16 protein-coding genes and 2 tRNA genes are annotated in these 14256 nt (G+C 69.1%); 6 read left to right on the plus strand and 12 right to left on the minus strand.

Features of this window, described 5'->3' with window-relative positions; translation table 11 throughout:
* The first annotated feature begins 1 nt into the window (after position 1).
* The 3 genes from ACSQ2F_RS07895 (at position 2) to ACSQ2F_RS07905 (ending at position 716) form a co-directional block, all read left to right on the plus strand.
* A complete protein-coding gene (locus ACSQ2F_RS07895) occupies positions 2–484 on the plus strand; it encodes a hypothetical protein (protein ID WP_436021476.1) in 483 nt (160 codons plus the stop codon).
* Between the two features lie 24 nt (positions 485–508).
* Positions 509–585: transfer RNA gene (locus ACSQ2F_RS07900), tRNA-Pro, on the plus strand.
* 54 nt (positions 586–639) lie between these two features.
* A tRNA-Arg gene (locus ACSQ2F_RS07905) sits at positions 640–716 on the plus strand.
* A gap of 202 nt (positions 717–918) precedes the next feature.
* Here the strand turns inward: ACSQ2F_RS07905 and ACSQ2F_RS07910 are convergent.
* The 6 genes from ACSQ2F_RS07910 to ACSQ2F_RS07935 all read right to left on the minus strand — a co-directional run bounded on the left by ACSQ2F_RS07910 (position 919) and on the right by ACSQ2F_RS07935 (position 5173).
* Positions 919–2193 (minus strand): ABC transporter permease, encoded by a 1275-nt coding sequence (locus ACSQ2F_RS07910; RefSeq protein WP_436021478.1) that lies wholly within the window; start codon positions 2191–2193, stop codon positions 919–921.
* Positions 2190–2894, minus strand: a complete 705-nt coding sequence (locus tag ACSQ2F_RS07915) for an ABC transporter ATP-binding protein (protein ID WP_436021480.1) — start codon at positions 2892–2894, stop codon at positions 2190–2192. The genes ACSQ2F_RS07910 and ACSQ2F_RS07915 overlap by 4 nt, the downstream gene beginning before the upstream one ends.
* A 12-nt stretch (positions 2895–2906) precedes the next feature.
* Positions 2907–3485, minus strand: coding sequence for a ZrgA family zinc uptake protein (locus ACSQ2F_RS07920; protein WP_436021482.1), 579 nt, complete (start codon positions 3483–3485; stop codon positions 2907–2909).
* A 162-nt stretch (positions 3486–3647) separates the two neighbouring features.
* A complete protein-coding gene (locus tag ACSQ2F_RS07925) occupies positions 3648–4268 on the minus strand; it encodes a DUF3299 domain-containing protein (RefSeq protein WP_436021484.1) in 621 nt (206 codons plus the stop codon).
* 138 nt (positions 4269–4406) lie between these two features.
* Positions 4407–4727 carry a hypothetical protein gene (locus tag ACSQ2F_RS07930; protein ID WP_436021486.1) on the minus strand — a complete coding sequence of 107 codons (321 nt, stop codon included), beginning with the start codon at positions 4725–4727 and terminating at the stop codon, positions 4407–4409.
* 29 nt (positions 4728–4756) lie between these two features.
* Positions 4757–5173, minus strand: coding sequence for a Fur family transcriptional regulator (locus ACSQ2F_RS07935; RefSeq protein ID WP_436021488.1), 417 nt, complete (start codon positions 5171–5173; stop codon positions 4757–4759).
* Positions 5174–5479: 306 nt separating this feature from the next.
* Here ACSQ2F_RS07935 and ACSQ2F_RS07940 point away from each other — a divergent pair, with 306 nt between their 5' ends.
* Positions 5480–5686 (plus strand): hypothetical protein, encoded by a 207-nt coding sequence (locus ACSQ2F_RS07940; protein ID WP_436021490.1) that lies wholly within the window; start codon positions 5480–5482, stop codon positions 5684–5686.
* 11 nt (positions 5687–5697) lie between these two features.
* On the opposite strand, the gene ACSQ2F_RS07945 is transcribed toward ACSQ2F_RS07940, so the two are convergent.
* A complete protein-coding gene (locus ACSQ2F_RS07945; protein ID WP_436021492.1) occupies positions 5698–6396 on the minus strand; it encodes a glutathione S-transferase N-terminal domain-containing protein in 699 nt (232 codons plus the stop codon).
* A gap of 60 nt (positions 6397–6456) precedes the next feature.
* On the opposite strand from ACSQ2F_RS07945, the gene ACSQ2F_RS07950 reads away from it, so the two are divergent.
* Complete coding sequence (locus ACSQ2F_RS07950; protein WP_436021493.1) at positions 6457–7221, plus strand: hypothetical protein; 765 nt, start codon at positions 6457–6459, stop codon at positions 7219–7221.
* A gap of 46 nt (positions 7222–7267) precedes the next feature.
* On the opposite strand, the gene ACSQ2F_RS07955 is transcribed toward ACSQ2F_RS07950, so the two are convergent.
* The 3 genes from ACSQ2F_RS07955 to ACSQ2F_RS07965 all read right to left on the minus strand — a co-directional run bounded on the left by ACSQ2F_RS07955 (position 7268) and on the right by ACSQ2F_RS07965 (position 9921).
* Entirely contained in the window at positions 7268–8329 is a 1062-nt protein-coding gene (locus ACSQ2F_RS07955; protein WP_436021495.1) for a phosphotransferase family protein, read from the minus strand.
* 4 nt (positions 8330–8333) lie between these two features.
* The gene (locus ACSQ2F_RS07960; RefSeq protein WP_436021497.1) at positions 8334–9041 is read right to left on the minus strand and encodes a Crp/Fnr family transcriptional regulator; all 708 of its coding nucleotides are present in this window, start codon (positions 9039–9041) and stop codon (positions 8334–8336) included.
* 112 nt (positions 9042–9153) lie between these two features.
* Positions 9154–9921 carry an enoyl-CoA hydratase-related protein gene (locus ACSQ2F_RS07965; RefSeq protein ID WP_436021499.1) on the minus strand — a complete coding sequence of 256 codons (768 nt, stop codon included), beginning with the start codon at positions 9919–9921 and terminating at the stop codon, positions 9154–9156.
* A gap of 128 nt (positions 9922–10049) precedes the next feature.
* Here ACSQ2F_RS07965 and ACSQ2F_RS07970 point away from each other — a divergent pair, with 128 nt between their 5' ends.
* Positions 10050–12020, plus strand: coding sequence for a type IV pilus assembly protein FimV (locus ACSQ2F_RS07970; RefSeq protein WP_436021501.1), 1971 nt, complete (start codon positions 10050–10052; stop codon positions 12018–12020).
* A 54-nt stretch (positions 12021–12074) separates the two neighbouring features.
* Here the strand turns inward: ACSQ2F_RS07970 and ACSQ2F_RS07975 are convergent, their stop codons facing one another.
* Entirely contained in the window at positions 12075–13232 is a 1158-nt protein-coding gene (locus tag ACSQ2F_RS07975; protein WP_436021503.1) for a pyridoxal phosphate-dependent aminotransferase, read from the minus strand.
* Positions 13233–13305: 73 nt separating this feature from the next.
* Positions 13306–14253 (minus strand): CysB family HTH-type transcriptional regulator, encoded by a 948-nt coding sequence (locus ACSQ2F_RS07980; RefSeq protein ID WP_436021505.1) that lies wholly within the window; start codon positions 14251–14253, stop codon positions 13306–13308.
* Positions 14254–14256: the final 3 nt, after the last annotated feature.

Raw genomic sequence — 14256 nt, forward strand, 5'->3', positions numbered from 1 at the left:
CATGCCCATCACCGCCACGCCTGCCACGCCACACACCGTTGCCGACATCGCCGCCACCTGCCGCCGGCGGGTGCGCCAGCGGGCACTGCTGGCGGCGGGCGTGTCGTTCGTGCCGCTGCCCGGGCTCGACTGGCTGGCCGATGTCAGCGTGCTCATGAAGCTGATCCCGGAAATCAACGAAGCGTTCGGCCTGTCGCCCGAGCAGATCGAGCGGTTGGCCCCACACCGCCGCGTCGCCGTGTTCAAGGCGTTGTCGGCCGGTGGCAGCCTGCTCGTGGGCAGGGTGGTGACGCGCACCTTGCTGCTCAAGCTGCTGCGCCTGGTCGGCGTGCGCCTCACGGCGCAACAGGCCGCCAAGTTCGTCCCGGTTGCAGGCCAGGCCGTGGCGGCGGCGCTCACCTTCACCGCCCTGCGGTACGTGTGCGAACAGCACATCCGGCAGTGCATTGCGGTATCGGAGCAGATTGCCATCGAGCCGGCTTGATTCCCGGGTTAGAATGTCAGCTTTCGGGGCGTAGCGCAGCCTGGTAGCGCACCTGGTTTGGGACCAGGTGGTCGTGAGTTCGAATCCCACCGCCCCGACCAAATTCCCTTTCTTCGCGAGTCAGCTCCTTCCTGCCCGGTCCTGCACCGGCGCCTGCGCCGGTAGCTCAACCGGATAGAGCACCAGCCTTCTAAGCTGGGGGTTGCGGGTTCGATTCCTGCCCGGCGCGCCATCTGGTTCCGCGGCTTCGCGCCGCCCCATGCGTTGCGCTGCTGACTCTACGCCTTCTCCGTCTTCTCCTGTTTGCCGCCGCATGCGCTCGACCCGCCCGGTCCGGCGTCGGACCGCGGGTCCGCTTTCAAGCGCCCGGGCAGGCGGCCGCAGCATTCATGGAGCCGAAGCCATCCACTGGACACCATGACGCTGCGGCAACGTCAGGCCCGCGGCGACAGTCCGTCGGCCAGCGACAACCGGTAGGCCCGCCAGCCCGGAATCAGGCTGGCTGCACAGCCCCCGAGCACGATGGCGCCCAGCAGCAAGCCCTGCGACAAGGTCGGCGCGCCCAGGCGCAGGCCGACGCCCCATTCGCTTTGCACCCACGGCCCGCCCAGCGCGATGGCGGTGGCCGCGGATACGGTGCCCGCGACCACCCCCACGAGCGTGACGCCAGCGCCCTCGACGGCCAGCAGCCACAGGATGTGCCGGGGCGCAGCCCCGACGGCGCGCAGCACCGCGAGTTCGCGACGCCGCTCGTTGAGACCGGCAAGGATCACGGCCACCAGCCCGGCCAGGCTCACTACGGCCACCAGCACCGACATCCCGATGAGTGCGCGTTCCCCGATGCCCACCACCTCCCAGAGTTCGTCCAGCGCCACGCCCGGCAGAATCGCCATCAGGGGTTCATCGGGATGGCGGCTCACCGCCCGCTGCACGTTGAACACGGCAGACCGCGTCTTCAGGCCCACCAGGGCCGCCGTGACCTCGTTCGGGGCCAGGTCGAACTTCCTCGCCTGTTCGGCCGGGATGTTCAGGCCCGGCAACGGCGCGCCGCCGACCCAATCGAGGTGGATGGCCTCCATGGCAGCCAGGCTGATGTGAAGCGTGCGGTCGACCGGCGTGCCGGTGCGCTGCAGAACGCCGACCACCTTGAATGGCTTGTCGCCATGCTCGGCCCCCGGCATGCCGCCATTGCCGTGACTCAAGGTGATGCGGGCGTCCAGGTCGTAGTGCAGCGCATCGGCCACCTCCGCGCCCAGGACCACTTCGTACAGCCCGTCGAGCGTGCCGGCGAAGCCGCGCCCACGCAAGAAGGCCAGGGCCTGATCGTCGCCGTGGCGCAGGCGATCGAAGTAGGCGGGCGTGGTGGCCAGCACGGGATAACCGCGATGGGAGTCCCCGAGCGACAGGGGGACGAGCCAGGCCACCGCCGGGTGCGCCGCCACCGCCTCGAGGCTTTCGGTGCGCACGTTGTTGGTCGCGCCGCCGATGTGGAAGACGGCGTACAGCAGCAGCTGGACCGGGCCGGTCCGTGCCCCGACGATCAGATCGGTTCCGCTCACGGACTCCGAGAAGTTTTGACGCACGTCCCTGCGCAGGTGGTCGAAGCCCACGAGCAGGAAGGTCGACAGCGCCACCGAAGCCACTACGAGCGACAAGGTGCCCCGGCGGCTCCAGGCGCTGTGCAACGCCAGGCTGAACAGCGGTTTCATGAGGCGCTCCCGACGGCGATGGCGAGCGGCTGACCCGCGGCAATCGACAGGCGCTGATCGAAGCGGGGAGCCAGGCGCTCATCGTGGCTCACGAACACGAGGGTGCTGCCCGCGCCGCGGCATTGGTCGAGCAGCACCGCCATGAACGCGTCACGCAACGGCGCGTCGAGCGCCGACGTGGGTTCGTCCGCGATGATGAGTTCGGGACGGCCGATGAGTGCGCGGGCCGCTGCCACGCGCTGCTGCTGGCCGACCGACAGCGCCGCGGCGGGCCGCTGCCAGTCGCGCGCATCCAGGCCCACCCGGGCAAGCAGTTCGTGCGCGGCTTCGCGTGGGCTGCCGGCCTGCGCCACCGCCCGTTCGTGCCGGAGGGCGGAGAAGCGGCAGGGCAGCAGGACGTTGTCCACGGCCGCGAGGTACGGCAGCAGGTTGAACTGCTGGAAGATGTAGCCGACATGGTCCGCGCGGAACGCGTCGCGGCGGGCGCTGCCCAGTTCGGCCCAGCGGGTGCCGAGCACGGCGACACTGCCGTCCTGCGGCATCAGCACGCCGGCCAGCAGGCCGAGGAGGGTGCTCTTGCCCGAGCCGCTCGGGCCGTGCACGAAGAGGGTGCAGCCGGTGTCGACGTGGAGGCGGTCGATCTGCACCACGTCGTGGCCTGAGCCGGGCCAGCGGAAGTGGAGCCCCTGGATGTCGATCATCGATGCCGACCTTCAGCGGGTGAGTTGGAGGTGCCCGTTCGGGCGCTTCAGCTGCCGCTTGAACTGGCCGCCCGCGGTCGACCCCTGCACCGCGATGACCCGCAGGTGAGCAAAGCCGAAGAAGCCCACATCGACATGGCGCACACGCGATGCCTCCGCGCAGCGGAAGGTGTAGGTGGCCTGCAGGTCGGCGTGGCCATCGGCTTGGGATGATGGCGAGGCGTTGACGGTCCCGTCCGGCAGGAGCAGCGGCGACGTCAGTGTCACCGGGGCTGCGACGCACGCGGCCGCAGGGTCGAGCGCGAACATGGCGTTCGCATCGCGCAGCCTGCCGACGGCGGAGACGAGGCGCTGCCGTTCCGCATCGTTGCGCGGCGCGCGCTCGAAGCCGACCAGGTTGTCGAGCGGCGTGGAGAGCTCGAAGGTGACATCGTTGCCGTCCACCGCCACGTCAAGGGTCGCCGCGCCATGCACGTGTGCCGCCGTCGGCCCGTGATGATGATGAGCGTGCTTGTCGGCGGCGGCCGAGGGCAGGGGAGAAAGCAGGGCGGCCAGCAGGCCGGCCGTCGCGACAGTGGCGCGGATGAGCATGGAATCGACTCCGGGATTGAATACAAGGGTGGATCGCTGGCGCAAGCGGGGCGGCGCGTCGGCGTGGCACTGCGTCCATGCCGTGTCATCGGCTGGGCGATGGGCGAACCGGCCGAGAAGGGTGCTAATGCGATTACGTTCGCATCATCGTAGCATCAGCCTTCAGCGAAGGCGCCATTCCTGCGAGGCTTTCGGCTGGGCATACGGTTCGCTCGACACGAGGTCGAGCCGATAGCCGGAGGTCCCCATCGCGGTGTCGCTGAGCGCCGCCCGCAAGGTGCCCTGGACCCACACCGCGTCCATGGAGCGGATGCCCGAGAGCGGCTTGGCGGACTTCACGTGGATGATCTGGTTCGCGGGCGGGGGTGGCACATGGATGCAGGCGCCGAAGTACGGCACCAGGAGGAACTCCTTCATGGCACGGTGCGACCCGCCCAACGGCACGACGAACCCTGCGATGCGAATCGGCTGGCCGTCCAGATCCGCCCGCACGGGCGCCTGGCTCCAGGCTCGCTTCAGGTCCGCCAGGGCGCTCTGCGCACGTGGGTCCGCGTCGTTCAGGCCTTCGAGGCGCTGTTGCTTGAAGCTCTTCATCGGGTCCCAGCCCGGCGGCATGAGCTCGTCCCACTCACGTGTGGGATAGGCCGCGTCCTTGGCCGGTGCACGCAAGGGGGTCAGCTTGTCGCCGATCTTGCGATCGGCTGTGGGTGGATCGGCCGCCCGGGCAGGACACGGAAAGGCCGCAGTGGCCAGCAGCATGGCCATGACGTCACGTCGTTGCATCGAAAGCTCACGGAGAAAAGGGGCGCGTCCCCGGGGCGGCGGCGCGGCAGGTCGGAAGGACCGGCGCGCCGCCCTCGTTGAAGAGATGAGCGACGACCGGTACCACGGCGCGCGGCACGAGGCCGTGCGAAGAACCTGTCAGGCCGCAGGCGGATCCCGCGCCTGGTGCCAACGGCCCGCGGCGCCCGGGCGGCGCGCCTTTTGGAGGCTGACTTGCAACGATGCATGCCGGTCACCCGCGAGAGCGGTGCCGCCATCGATCAGGAGGGGCGACTGCAGGCTGGCGGATGCGAGGCACTGCCCGCACGGCGCGTCGACGTCTTCGTCTTCTGCTCCTTCGTGCAGCGCGGACGAGGCCGCCGCTTCCGCGACTGCCAGCGCATGGCGAAGCTCATGGCACAGCAGCCCGGCCTGGGCGATGAGCACGAGCGCGCTCAACAACCAGGGAAGCAGGCGCATGGACCGTCGCATCGGCGATGCCAGTCTGCTCACGAATGCCGATGGGAGGGCCGCGCCGGCCGGGCAACCGCTCGACCACTGGTGCACTCCGGGCAGGTGCCATACAAGGTCAGCTCATGGCGCTCGACCCGGAAGCCCTTGGGTGCCAGTTTCTTCATGTCGCCCGGACAGCCGGCTACGTCGAACGCGCGATGGCATGTGGTGCACACGAAGTGATGGTGATGATCGTGCCCGCTCATTTCGTAGCGCGGCGAATCGCCCGGCAACTCCACGGCCTGGATCTCGCCCGCTTCCACCAATTGCTTCAGGTTGCGGTACACCGTCGCGATGCTCAGCGCCGCGACCTCCCCTTGGGCAGCGGCCAGGATCTCGGTGGGGGTGAGTGGCCGGCCGGCGTTCTGCAAGGCCGAGCGGATCGAACTGCGTTGACGGGTGGAGCGTTCCATCTCGCCATTGTCGCGCGGCCGCCGCGTGGCCGTCGAATTTGCCGTACGGGGCCAGCGAGAGCGCTGGTGGCGTTGCTTGTGGCCGAGCGAGAGCGAGCATCCGAACTGGCCGCGAGACTGGCCGGTGCAGGCGTGAAGCGCCATGGCGCGATGAGCCGCCGGAGGCAACCTGCGATGCGCGCGGCTCAACGCGATCAGCGCACCACCGTGTCGTCCTTTGCTGACACGCGTTCAGGTGCCCAGCCGATGGTTGCGAGCACCGCTCGGGCGCAGCATGGCAGGAAGTTCAGCGCCGCAGGAGTTCCCATGCCCATCGAACCCGATACGTTTGCCCCTACCCCGGACGAGCTCGAGACGCTGCGTCGCCTCGAGCAGAAGGTGGTTCAGATCGACACCGGCCTGCCGGCCGAGCCCAGTGTTCGCCTCATGGACGAGGGCTATGTCGCGCGCAAGGCGGGCGGCGCGGCGGCCCTCACTGCCCGTGGCCTGGCGCTGCTGCGACACCGCCACTGAGTGCGGCGCCGTCAACGCGACTGGTACTGCTGCTTGCCGAACAACACTTCCCGCGCCCGCTCATCCGTGAGCGGCTTGGCGGCCGAGGCGGTCGCGAGCACCTCGACGCCGCGCTGCACGGCAGGGCGCGCCGCGATCTCGTCGAACCAGCCCTTGAGGTGAGGATGGTCGGCCCAGTCGATGCCCTGGTTTTTCCAGGACCGCAACCAGGGAAAGACGGCGATGTCGGCGATGGAGTACTCGGGCCCGCCCAGGTATTTGGAGCGCTGCAGGCGCTTGTCCATCACGCCGTAGAGGCGTTTGGCTTCGTTCGTGTAGCGATCGACCGCGTAGGTGATCTTCTCGGACGCGTAGATGCGGAAGTGGTGCGCCTGACCGAGCATCGGCCCCACGCCGCCCATCTGAAACATCAGCCACTGGAGCACCTCGTAGCGCGCCGACACGCCCTGGGGCAGGAACTTGCCCGTCTTGCCGGCGAGGTAGAGGAGGATTGCCCCGGACTCGAACAGCGAAATGGGCTCGCCTTCCGGCCCGTCGGGGTCTACGATGGCTGGAATCTTGTTGTTGGGGCTGATCGCCAGGAACTCCGGCTTGAACTGGTCGCCGGTTCCGATGTTGACCGGATGCACCCGGTACGGCAGTCCGCACTCCTCCAGCATGATGTGGACCTTGTGGCCATTGGGCGTGGGCCACGAATACACTTCGATCATCGCTGCGCTCCTGGGGCACCCCGTGTGCCGTTGCCGAACTCTAGATGACTCTGACCTTTCATGCTTGATGCCTTCAAACGCCTGATCGCCCGCAAGCCCTCGGAACCGGAATGGTCCGACGTCGCCGACTGGGCCGAGCGCCGCCGTCTCGGCTTCAAGCGCGTGCGGGACGAGGGCGGTGGCTTCGTGCTCGACGGCAGCATCAACGGCAAACCGTGGCGGCTCGAATGGGGGCCGCCGCAGCGCAAGTACATCGATGGCCACGAGCTGCGCATCCGCATGGAGCTCGGCCTGTCGCCGAACCTGCAGATGCTGGTGCTGTCCCAGCCGCTGTACGAGACGCTCGAACGCACGGCCTTCGAGAGCATCACCGAAAGCACACAGACCGTCATCGACGGCAACACGCCGGAGGAGGTGCGCTGGATCGTCATGTTCCCGAAGGCGAACGTGAAGGGATCCAAGGCGCTGCGCAGCCGCTTCCATTTCACCGGTGCCGCCGCGGTGGATGCCGAGCGCTGGCTCGAAGGCCCGCTGGGCGAAGCCTTCGAACGGGCGGACGCCGGCTTCCTGAGCGGCCAGCCGCCGTTTGTGCTGATGGTGCTGCGGGGACGGGTCTACCTGCGCATGCAACTCGATGCGCCCGATGTCGCCTCATTGAGCGGCGCGCTCGCCTTGTTCGAAACCGCGGTGCCCGAGGCCTTGCGCGTGGCGAGCCTCATCACGGATGCGCCGGCGCCGGCCGAGGACGAGTGGGCCAGCAGCAGTGGCTCCGATGCGACTGCCTGGCAAACGGAACTCGGCCCCGAAGACCGCAAGCTGCCCTGACTGCCTGGGAGGGGTGGGCCCAACCACCGGGCCGCGCTGCCCCGCGTCAGCGGAATCCGGCGCCGCCCTGTGCGATCGCCCAGCCCATCTCGGCCAGAGGCCGGGCCGCCGCGGCGGCCTGCCGCGCATTCGGGTCGGCGGCAGTGCCTTCCTGTACGCGTTTCGCGATGCCTTGCAGGATGCCCGCCATGCGGAACAGGTTGTAGGCCAGGTAGAAGTTCCAGTCGCCCATGACGGCGTCGACATCGCGACGGCCGGTGCGTTCGCAATAACGCCGCAGGTGGGCTTCCTCATCGGGAATGCCGAGTGCGGCCACATCGACCCCACCGAGGCCCCGGAACAGCGCCGGGGCGATGCGCCAAGCCATGCAGTGATAGCTGAAGTCGGCCAGCGGGTGGCCGAGCGTCGAAAGCTCCCAGTCGAGCAGGGCGATGGCGCGCGGCTCGGTGCGGTGGAACATGAGGTTGTCGAGGCGGTAGTCGCCATGCACGATGGACACCTGCGACTCATCGCGTGCGGTGGCCGGCAGGTGCTCGGGCAGCCAGGCCATCAACCGGTCCATGGCGTCGATGGGTTCGGTGATCGACGCCTCGTACTGCCGGCCCCAGCGGGCAATCTGCCGCTCGAAGTAGTTGCCGGCTCGGCCGTAGTCGGCCAGGCCCACGGCCTGCACGTTGACGCGGTGCAGGGCCGCGATGACCCGGTTCATCTCGTCGTACAGGGCGGTCCGGTCGTCGTTCGCGAAACCGGGGAGGGCCGGATCCCAGAGGATGCGGCCGTCCAGCATCTCCATGATGTAGAACGCACGACCGATCACGGACTCGTCTTCGCACAACAGGTGCATGCGGGGCACGGGCACCTCGCTGCCCGACAGTGCCGACATCACCCGGTACTCTCGCTCGATGGCATGCGCCGACGGCAGCAGGCGGGCCACCGGTCCCGGCTTGCTGCGCATCACCCAGCTTCCGCCGGGAGTCAGCAGTCGATAGGTCGGGTTCGATTGCCCACCCTGGAACGCCTGGACGTCGAGCGGCCCTTCGAAACCGGGCAGGTGCTGCGCGAGGTAGGCGGTGAGGGCGCTCAAATGATCGGCGGTGAGGGCGTGCATGGGTTCAGTGGGGTTCCGACAGGGCGAGCAGCTTGTCCTTGGAGAGCACGACCAGCCGCGTCGGCTCGATGCGCACGGCACCCTCGCGCTCGAAGCTCTTGAGCTCCTGGTTCACCCGCTGTCGCGACGCACCGAGCAGCTGGGCCAGGTCTTCCTGGGCCAGCTGCAGACCGATGCGAATTTCCTCGCCTTCCTTGATGCCGTAGCTGCGCGCGAGCAGCAGCAGCTGCTTGGCCAGCCGCGCGGCCAGCGGCATCGTGTTGAGGTCCTGGATGAGGTCGTACATCAGGCGCAGGCGACGGCAGTTCAGGCGCAGGAGGGCATCGTAGAGCTCGACGTGCTGGGAGAGCAGTTCCTTGAAGTCGGCCTTGCGCACGATGAGCAGCGTGGTCTCGCCATGGGCATTGGAGTCGTGGGTGCGCGGCAGGCCGTCGAAGAGGGCCATGTCGCCGAACCAGACACCGGGCTCCACGTAGGTGAGCGTGATCTGCTTGCCGGACAGCGACACCGAGCTGACCCGCACCGCACCCTTGGCCACGCCGCACCACCAATCGGCCGGTTCGCCCCGCGAGGAGAGCAGGGCGCCATCGGCCAGGCGGCGCACGATGGCCCGGGAGAGGATGGCATCCCGAAGCGGTTGCGACAGCTTGGAGAACCACGAGGCGGAGTCGATGTGGTGACGCTCTTCAGCGGTGAGAACTGGGGTGTGCATGGAAGGTCTCTGAAGCGGTGTGGCTCACGAGGGCGCTTGCCGCCGGGCATGCTTGTCGTGCGGGTATTGTCCCCGATCCATGACCCGGCGCGCATGCCGCCGGCCCGGCCATTCAGGCGGGTGGCACCGGGGCGGCGTCAACGCTTTCTTCCCCGTCGAGCCCGCGCAGCGATTGCAGAAGGTAATCCCGTTCGAGTGCGGCCTGCTGGAGTAGGCTGTGCCCCGGACACTGGTTCACGAGCTCCTTCACTCGCGCGGTGGCGTCGGGCGCGACGGTGCCCAACTGCGCGGCCAGGTGAAGGGCCTGATCGAGCGCGAGCCCCGAGCCGGCCACCCGGTTGACGATGCCCAGCGACTGAAGGCGCTCCACGGCCACGGGCGCGCCGAGCCACAGCCACTCGAGGGCGAGCGCACGCGGCACGCGCTGCATCAGTTGCCAGGTGATGCCGCCCTCGGGCGCAAGGCCATTCGCCGCGTTGGGCAAGACGAACTGGGCGTCCGCAGCGGCGACGATCAGGTCGCACGCCAGGGCGAGCGCGAATCCACCGCCCGCGGCAAGGCCTTCCACCGCGGCAATGACCGGCTTCGGGCACACCTGCAGTGCGGCGGTGAAGTCGTTGAACCGCTGCAGCGCCTCGGCGGACGCCTCGAGGTCGTCGATGACGCCGGGCTGCACCCGCTGCAGGTGGCTGCCCGCACAGAAATGATGGCCGTCGCCGCGCAGCACGATGGTCTGCACCGAAGGGTCGGATTCGGCGACGCTCAGCGCCTCGATGCCGGCGGCGCAGGCCTGGGCGGACAAGGTGTTGCGCGACGCGGGGTCGCTCACGGTCAGCACCAGGGTGGCCGCGCGTCGTTCGGTCAGGAGCTCGGAGGACATGGGGCGGGGCGGGCCGGGAGTCGAGTTGCGGCGATTGTGTCACGCGCCCTGGCATGAGCTCGCAGCACGGCCGCTCCCCGGGGAGGATCATGCTAGAGTGTAAAAAAAAGCGTCAGACGCCCTCACGCATGCCGAGATCCCTGATCCAGACGCCCATCCTTCTCGCGCTGCTGCTGCAAGCCAGTCACGCCAAGGCATTGGGCTTCGGGAACGCGTCCGGTCTGACCGCGCTGGGCCGGCCGCTGGCCTTCTCGGTGAACCTTCGCCTCGAGCCGGGCGAGCAGATCGAAGCCTCCTGCGTTGCGGCCGATGTGGACGTCGGCGACCGTCGGCTTCCCGCCGATCAGGTCGTCGCGCGGCTCGTGCGGGGCGGCGCCGCCGGTGAACGCCGCATCCGCGTCAGTACCTCGCTTCCCATCGATGAACCCTCGCTGACGGTGACGGTGCGTGCCGGTTGCCCCACCCAGCTGACCCGTGGCTTCGTCGTTTTCGCCGACCCGCCGCACACCTTGCCCCAGATGGCCGACGGCCAGGGCGGCGCCGATGACGCTGCAGAGGGCGGTGCGGTAAATCCGGGTCCATTCGGTGCGGGGGCGACGGCGTCAGCGCCAGCGCCCGTCGCAGCAGCACCGCGCCGACCGGCGCGACCGGCGCGCAGCGCGCCGGCCACCCGGCCACCCGCGGCACCTCGCGCGGCGGCCATGCCGGAAGCGTCCACGTCCTCGGTCGAGGCCACTACCGGTCCGGCATCGACGCCGGCCGCACGCAACACGCCTGCACCGGTCCGGCCACGCGCTCCGCAGCGGACGCAGCGACCCGTGCTGGAGCTCGATGCACCGGAGGACGACGAGCGAGGGGCGTCGACGGCCGCGCCGTCGTCAAGCCCCGCATCGGCCGTGATGCCGGCCGCCGACGAAGCCGAACTGGCACGCCGTGCACAAGACGAAGCGCGCCTGAAGGCCCTCGAAGCCTCGGTGCAGCAACTCCTCGAAGAACGGCGCGCGAAGGATCGGACCCTCGACGCGCTGCAGGCGCGTGTGCGTGCTGCCGAGGAAGCGCGCTATGCGAACCCTGTCACCTATGCGCTCGCGGTCCTGTGCCTGCTGCTGGCTGGCGCCGTGGTCGGCCTCTTTCTGCTGCGTCGCCGTGACCAGGCGCGCGCCGCTTGGTGGACGGCTGAAGCCGCCCGGGCGGCCGAGCCCGAGGCGCTGCTGAAGGCCGAACCGGCCGATGACTGGAGTTCTCCCGCGAAGCTCGGCGACGGACCGGCGCCGGATCTCCGCCCGCGCCGTCAGGCCGTGGCGGCCGAGGCGGAACCGCCCCGAAACGCGGCTTTCGTGCCGGCGCCAGCGCCCGCCATCGATTCGACCAGTGGGGCCGACCTGGCCGACGCCGGACTGCGCCGGCCGATGTCCGCCGAGGAGCTCATCGACCTCGAACAGCAGGTGGAATTCTTCGTGGTGCTCGGGCAGGACGAGGCCGCCATCGATCTGCTCATGGGCCACGTGCGCAGCACGAGCGGCGTGAGCCCGTTGCCGTACCTCAAGCTGCTCGAGATCTACCGACGCCGGGACGAACGCGAGCCCTACGAGCGCATCCGCGAGCGCTTCAACCGGCGCTTCAACGCTTATGCGCCCGAGTGGGGCGTGGACCCGGAGTCCGGCAACAGCCTGGAGGGCTACCCTGACGTCTTGAGCCGGGTGCAGGACGTCTGGGCGTCACCGGCGGACGCCATGGCCGTGCTCGACCGGCTGCTTTTCCAGCGCGATGCGGGCCCGACCTTCGACGTGCCCGCCTACCGCGAACTGCTGTTCCTCTACGGTATTTCGCGCGACCTCGCCGAGCGCGAGGTCCCGGCTTCGGGCGTGGACCTTCTGCTCCCCTTGGGCGAGGGCGACGGCGACGCGGTGCAGGCCGCGCCTTACCCCGGAATGCCGGCAGCGGTCGAACCCTTCACGCTCAGCCTCGAACCCCAACCCGAGCCTCCGGCACAACGTCCAGGCGACACGCCACTCGAGTTCGACCTCGACCTGAACCTCGACGTCTCCCCGGTGCCGCCGCAGCCACGCGAGGACGGCACGCCCCCATCCCGCGGTTGAAGCGGGCCATTGGGGTCTCCGGTCGGCAAGCCTCCGCGTGGGGTGGCCGGGCCGCTACAGGGAGGCCAAGCGCTCCAGCGCCCGCTCGAGGGTCGCGTCCTGCTTGGCAAAGCAGAAGCGCGCCAGACGCTGTTCACGCCGGTCGGCGTAGAAGGCCGACAACGGAATGGCCGCCACGCCAACCTCCGCAGTGAGCCAGCGGCAGAAATCCTCTTCCGGCAGGTCGCTCACCGCGCTGTAGTCGGCGCACTGGAAGTAGGTGCCGTGGCTGGGCAGCAGCCGCAGTCGACTCGCCGCCAGCCCTTGCCGGAAGAGGTCGCGCTTGCGCTGGTAGAACACCGGCAGTTCCAGATACGGCGCGGGATCGGCCAGGTAGTCGGCCAGCCCGTGCTGCACCGGCGTGTTGACCGTGAAGACATTGAACTGGTGCACCTTGCGGAACTCCGCCGTGAGGGCGGCCGGTGCGGCCACATGGCCCACCTTCCAGCCCGTCACATGGAAGGTCTTGCCGAAGCTCGACACCACCAGGCTGCGCGCGGCCAGGTCGGCGTGGCGCGACACGCTTTCGTGGGGCACGCCGTCGAACACCATGTGCTCGTACACCTCGTCGGCGATCACCAGCACATCGGTATCCCGAAGCAGGACCGCGAGGTCGCTCATGTCCCCGGCCGTCCAGACGCTCGCGCTCGGGTTGTGCGGCGTGTTGACGATCAGGGCGCGGGTGCGCGATGTGAGCGCCGCGCGCAAGGCCGCGAAGTCGGGGCGGAACGTCTCGGCGAGCAGGGGCACGTGCACGGCGCGGGCGCCCGCGAGCACGATGCTCGGCTCGTAGCTGTCGTAGCAGGGATCGAGGACGATCACCTCGTCGCCCGGGTGCACCAGCGCGAGGATGGCGGTGATGATGGCCTGCGTGGCGCCAGCGGTGATGGTGATCTCGGCGTCGGGGTCGTAGCGCATGCCGTAGAGGCGCTCGATCTTGTCGGCCACCGCGTGCCGCAGGGCCGGCACGCCTGGCATCGGCGGGTACTGGTTGTGGCCGTTGCGCATCGCGCGGGCCACCGTCTCCACCAGCCGCGGGTCGCAGTCGAAATCGGGAAACCCCTGTCCCAGGTTGACGGCGTCGTGCTGTTGGGCGAGTGCCGACATCACGCTGAAGATCGTGGTACCGACCTGGGGCAGTCGGCTGGTGAGGGTGGGGGTCAGGGTGGGCATGGTGGGCGAGGCGGGGTCGACAGGCACGGCGGGACAGGTCCGAGACAAGGGATGTTCGTGGCGGCGCGCCGCGTCAGGGCAGGGGCTCCGGCGGCGGCTCGCCACCCATGGCCTGCAGGATGACGGCGCGGTTGAGTCGCTCGGCGAGCATTTCCGCAAAGGCAAACACGAAGTTGCGCAGGTAGGCGCCCCGCTTGAAGGCGACGCGCGTGACGTTGGAGCCGAAGAGATGGCCCACCGGCCGCGACACCAGGTCGCCGCCGGCCGGGTCGTCCCGCACCGCGGTCTCGGCGAGGATGCCGATGCCCAGGCCCAGGCGAACATAGGTCTTGATGACGTCCGCGTCGATGGCTTCGAGCACGATGTTCGGCTTCAGGTGCCCGGCGGCAAAGGCCTGGTCGACCCGAGTGCGACCGCTGAAGGACGGGTGGTACGAGACCAGCGGCTGCAGCGCCAGGTCCTCGAGCGTGAGGGTCTCGGCCTGGGCGAGGGGGTGGCCGGCGGGCATCACCACGGCGTGCTGCCATTCGTAGCAGGGCAGGGTCACGAGCCCTTCGAAGTCGTTGATGGATTCGGTGGCGATGCCGATGTCGGCCACCTCGTCGATCACCATCTGGGCCACTTGGGCGGGCGAGCCCTGGTGCAGGCTGATGTTGACCTTGGGAAAGCGGCGGCGCAATTGCGCCACCGGGCCGGGCAGGAAGTAACGGGCCTGGCTGTGGGTGGTGGCGATGGACAGCGTGCCGGCGTCCTGCTTCGAGAACTCCTCGCCGATGCGCTTGAGGTTGCCCACCTCGCGCATGATGATCTCGATGGACTTGAGCACCTCCGCGCCGGGCTCGGTGATGCGGCGCAGGCGCTTGCCGTGGCGGGCGAAGATGTCCACGCCGAGTTCGTCCTCCAGCTCGAGGATGGCTTTGGAGACCCCCGGCTGCGAGGTGAACAGCGCGCGGGCCGTCTCGGTGAGGTTGAGGTTGCGCCGGACGGCTTCTTGCACGAACCGGAACTGATGGAGGTTCATATT

This window comes from Rhizobacter sp. LjRoot28, from assembly GCF_964253025.1.
GTDB lineage: Bacteria > Pseudomonadota > Gammaproteobacteria > Burkholderiales > Burkholderiaceae_C > Rhizobacter.

Bases quoted from the DNA above. Each gene is read 5' to 3' on its own strand.
- ACSQ2F_RS07895 (WP_436021476.1), top strand. From the start codon at position 2: ATGCCCATCACCGCCACGCCTGCCACGCCACACACCGTTGCCGACATC.
- ACSQ2F_RS07910 (WP_436021478.1), bottom strand. From the start codon at position 2,193: ATGAAACCGCTGTTCAGCCTGGCGTTGCACAGCGCCTGGAGCCGCCGG.
- ACSQ2F_RS07915 (WP_436021480.1), bottom strand. From the start codon at position 2,894: ATGATCGACATCCAGGGGCTCCACTTCCGCTGGCCCGGCTCAGGCCAC.
- ACSQ2F_RS07920 (WP_436021482.1), bottom strand. From the start codon at position 3,485: ATGCTCATCCGCGCCACTGTCGCGACGGCCGGCCTGCTGGCCGCCCTG.
- ACSQ2F_RS07925 (WP_436021484.1), bottom strand. From the start codon at position 4,268: ATGCAACGACGTGACGTCATGGCCATGCTGCTGGCCACTGCGGCCTTT.
- ACSQ2F_RS07930 (WP_436021486.1), bottom strand. From the start codon at position 4,727: ATGCGCCTGCTTCCCTGGTTGTTGAGCGCGCTCGTGCTCATCGCCCAG.
- ACSQ2F_RS07935 (WP_436021488.1), bottom strand. From the start codon at position 5,173: ATGGAACGCTCCACCCGTCAACGCAGTTCGATCCGCTCGGCCTTGCAG.
- ACSQ2F_RS07940 (WP_436021490.1), top strand. From the start codon at position 5,480: ATGCCCATCGAACCCGATACGTTTGCCCCTACCCCGGACGAGCTCGAG.
- ACSQ2F_RS07945 (WP_436021492.1), bottom strand. From the start codon at position 6,396: ATGATCGAAGTGTATTCGTGGCCCACGCCCAATGGCCACAAGGTCCAC.
- ACSQ2F_RS07950 (WP_436021493.1), top strand. From the start codon at position 6,457: ATGCTTGATGCCTTCAAACGCCTGATCGCCCGCAAGCCCTCGGAACCG.
- ACSQ2F_RS07955 (WP_436021495.1), bottom strand. From the start codon at position 8,329: ATGCACGCCCTCACCGCCGATCATTTGAGCGCCCTCACCGCCTACCTC.
- ACSQ2F_RS07960 (WP_436021497.1), bottom strand. From the start codon at position 9,041: ATGCACACCCCAGTTCTCACCGCTGAAGAGCGTCACCACATCGACTCC.
- ACSQ2F_RS07965 (WP_436021499.1), bottom strand. From the start codon at position 9,921: ATGTCCTCCGAGCTCCTGACCGAACGACGCGCGGCCACCCTGGTGCTG.
- ACSQ2F_RS07970 (WP_436021501.1), top strand. From the start codon at position 10,050: ATGCCGAGATCCCTGATCCAGACGCCCATCCTTCTCGCGCTGCTGCTG.
- ACSQ2F_RS07975 (WP_436021503.1), bottom strand. From the start codon at position 13,232: ATGCCCACCCTGACCCCCACCCTCACCAGCCGACTGCCCCAGGTCGGT.
- ACSQ2F_RS07980 (WP_436021505.1), bottom strand. From the start codon at position 14,253: ATGAACCTCCATCAGTTCCGGTTCGTGCAAGAAGCCGTCCGGCGCAAC.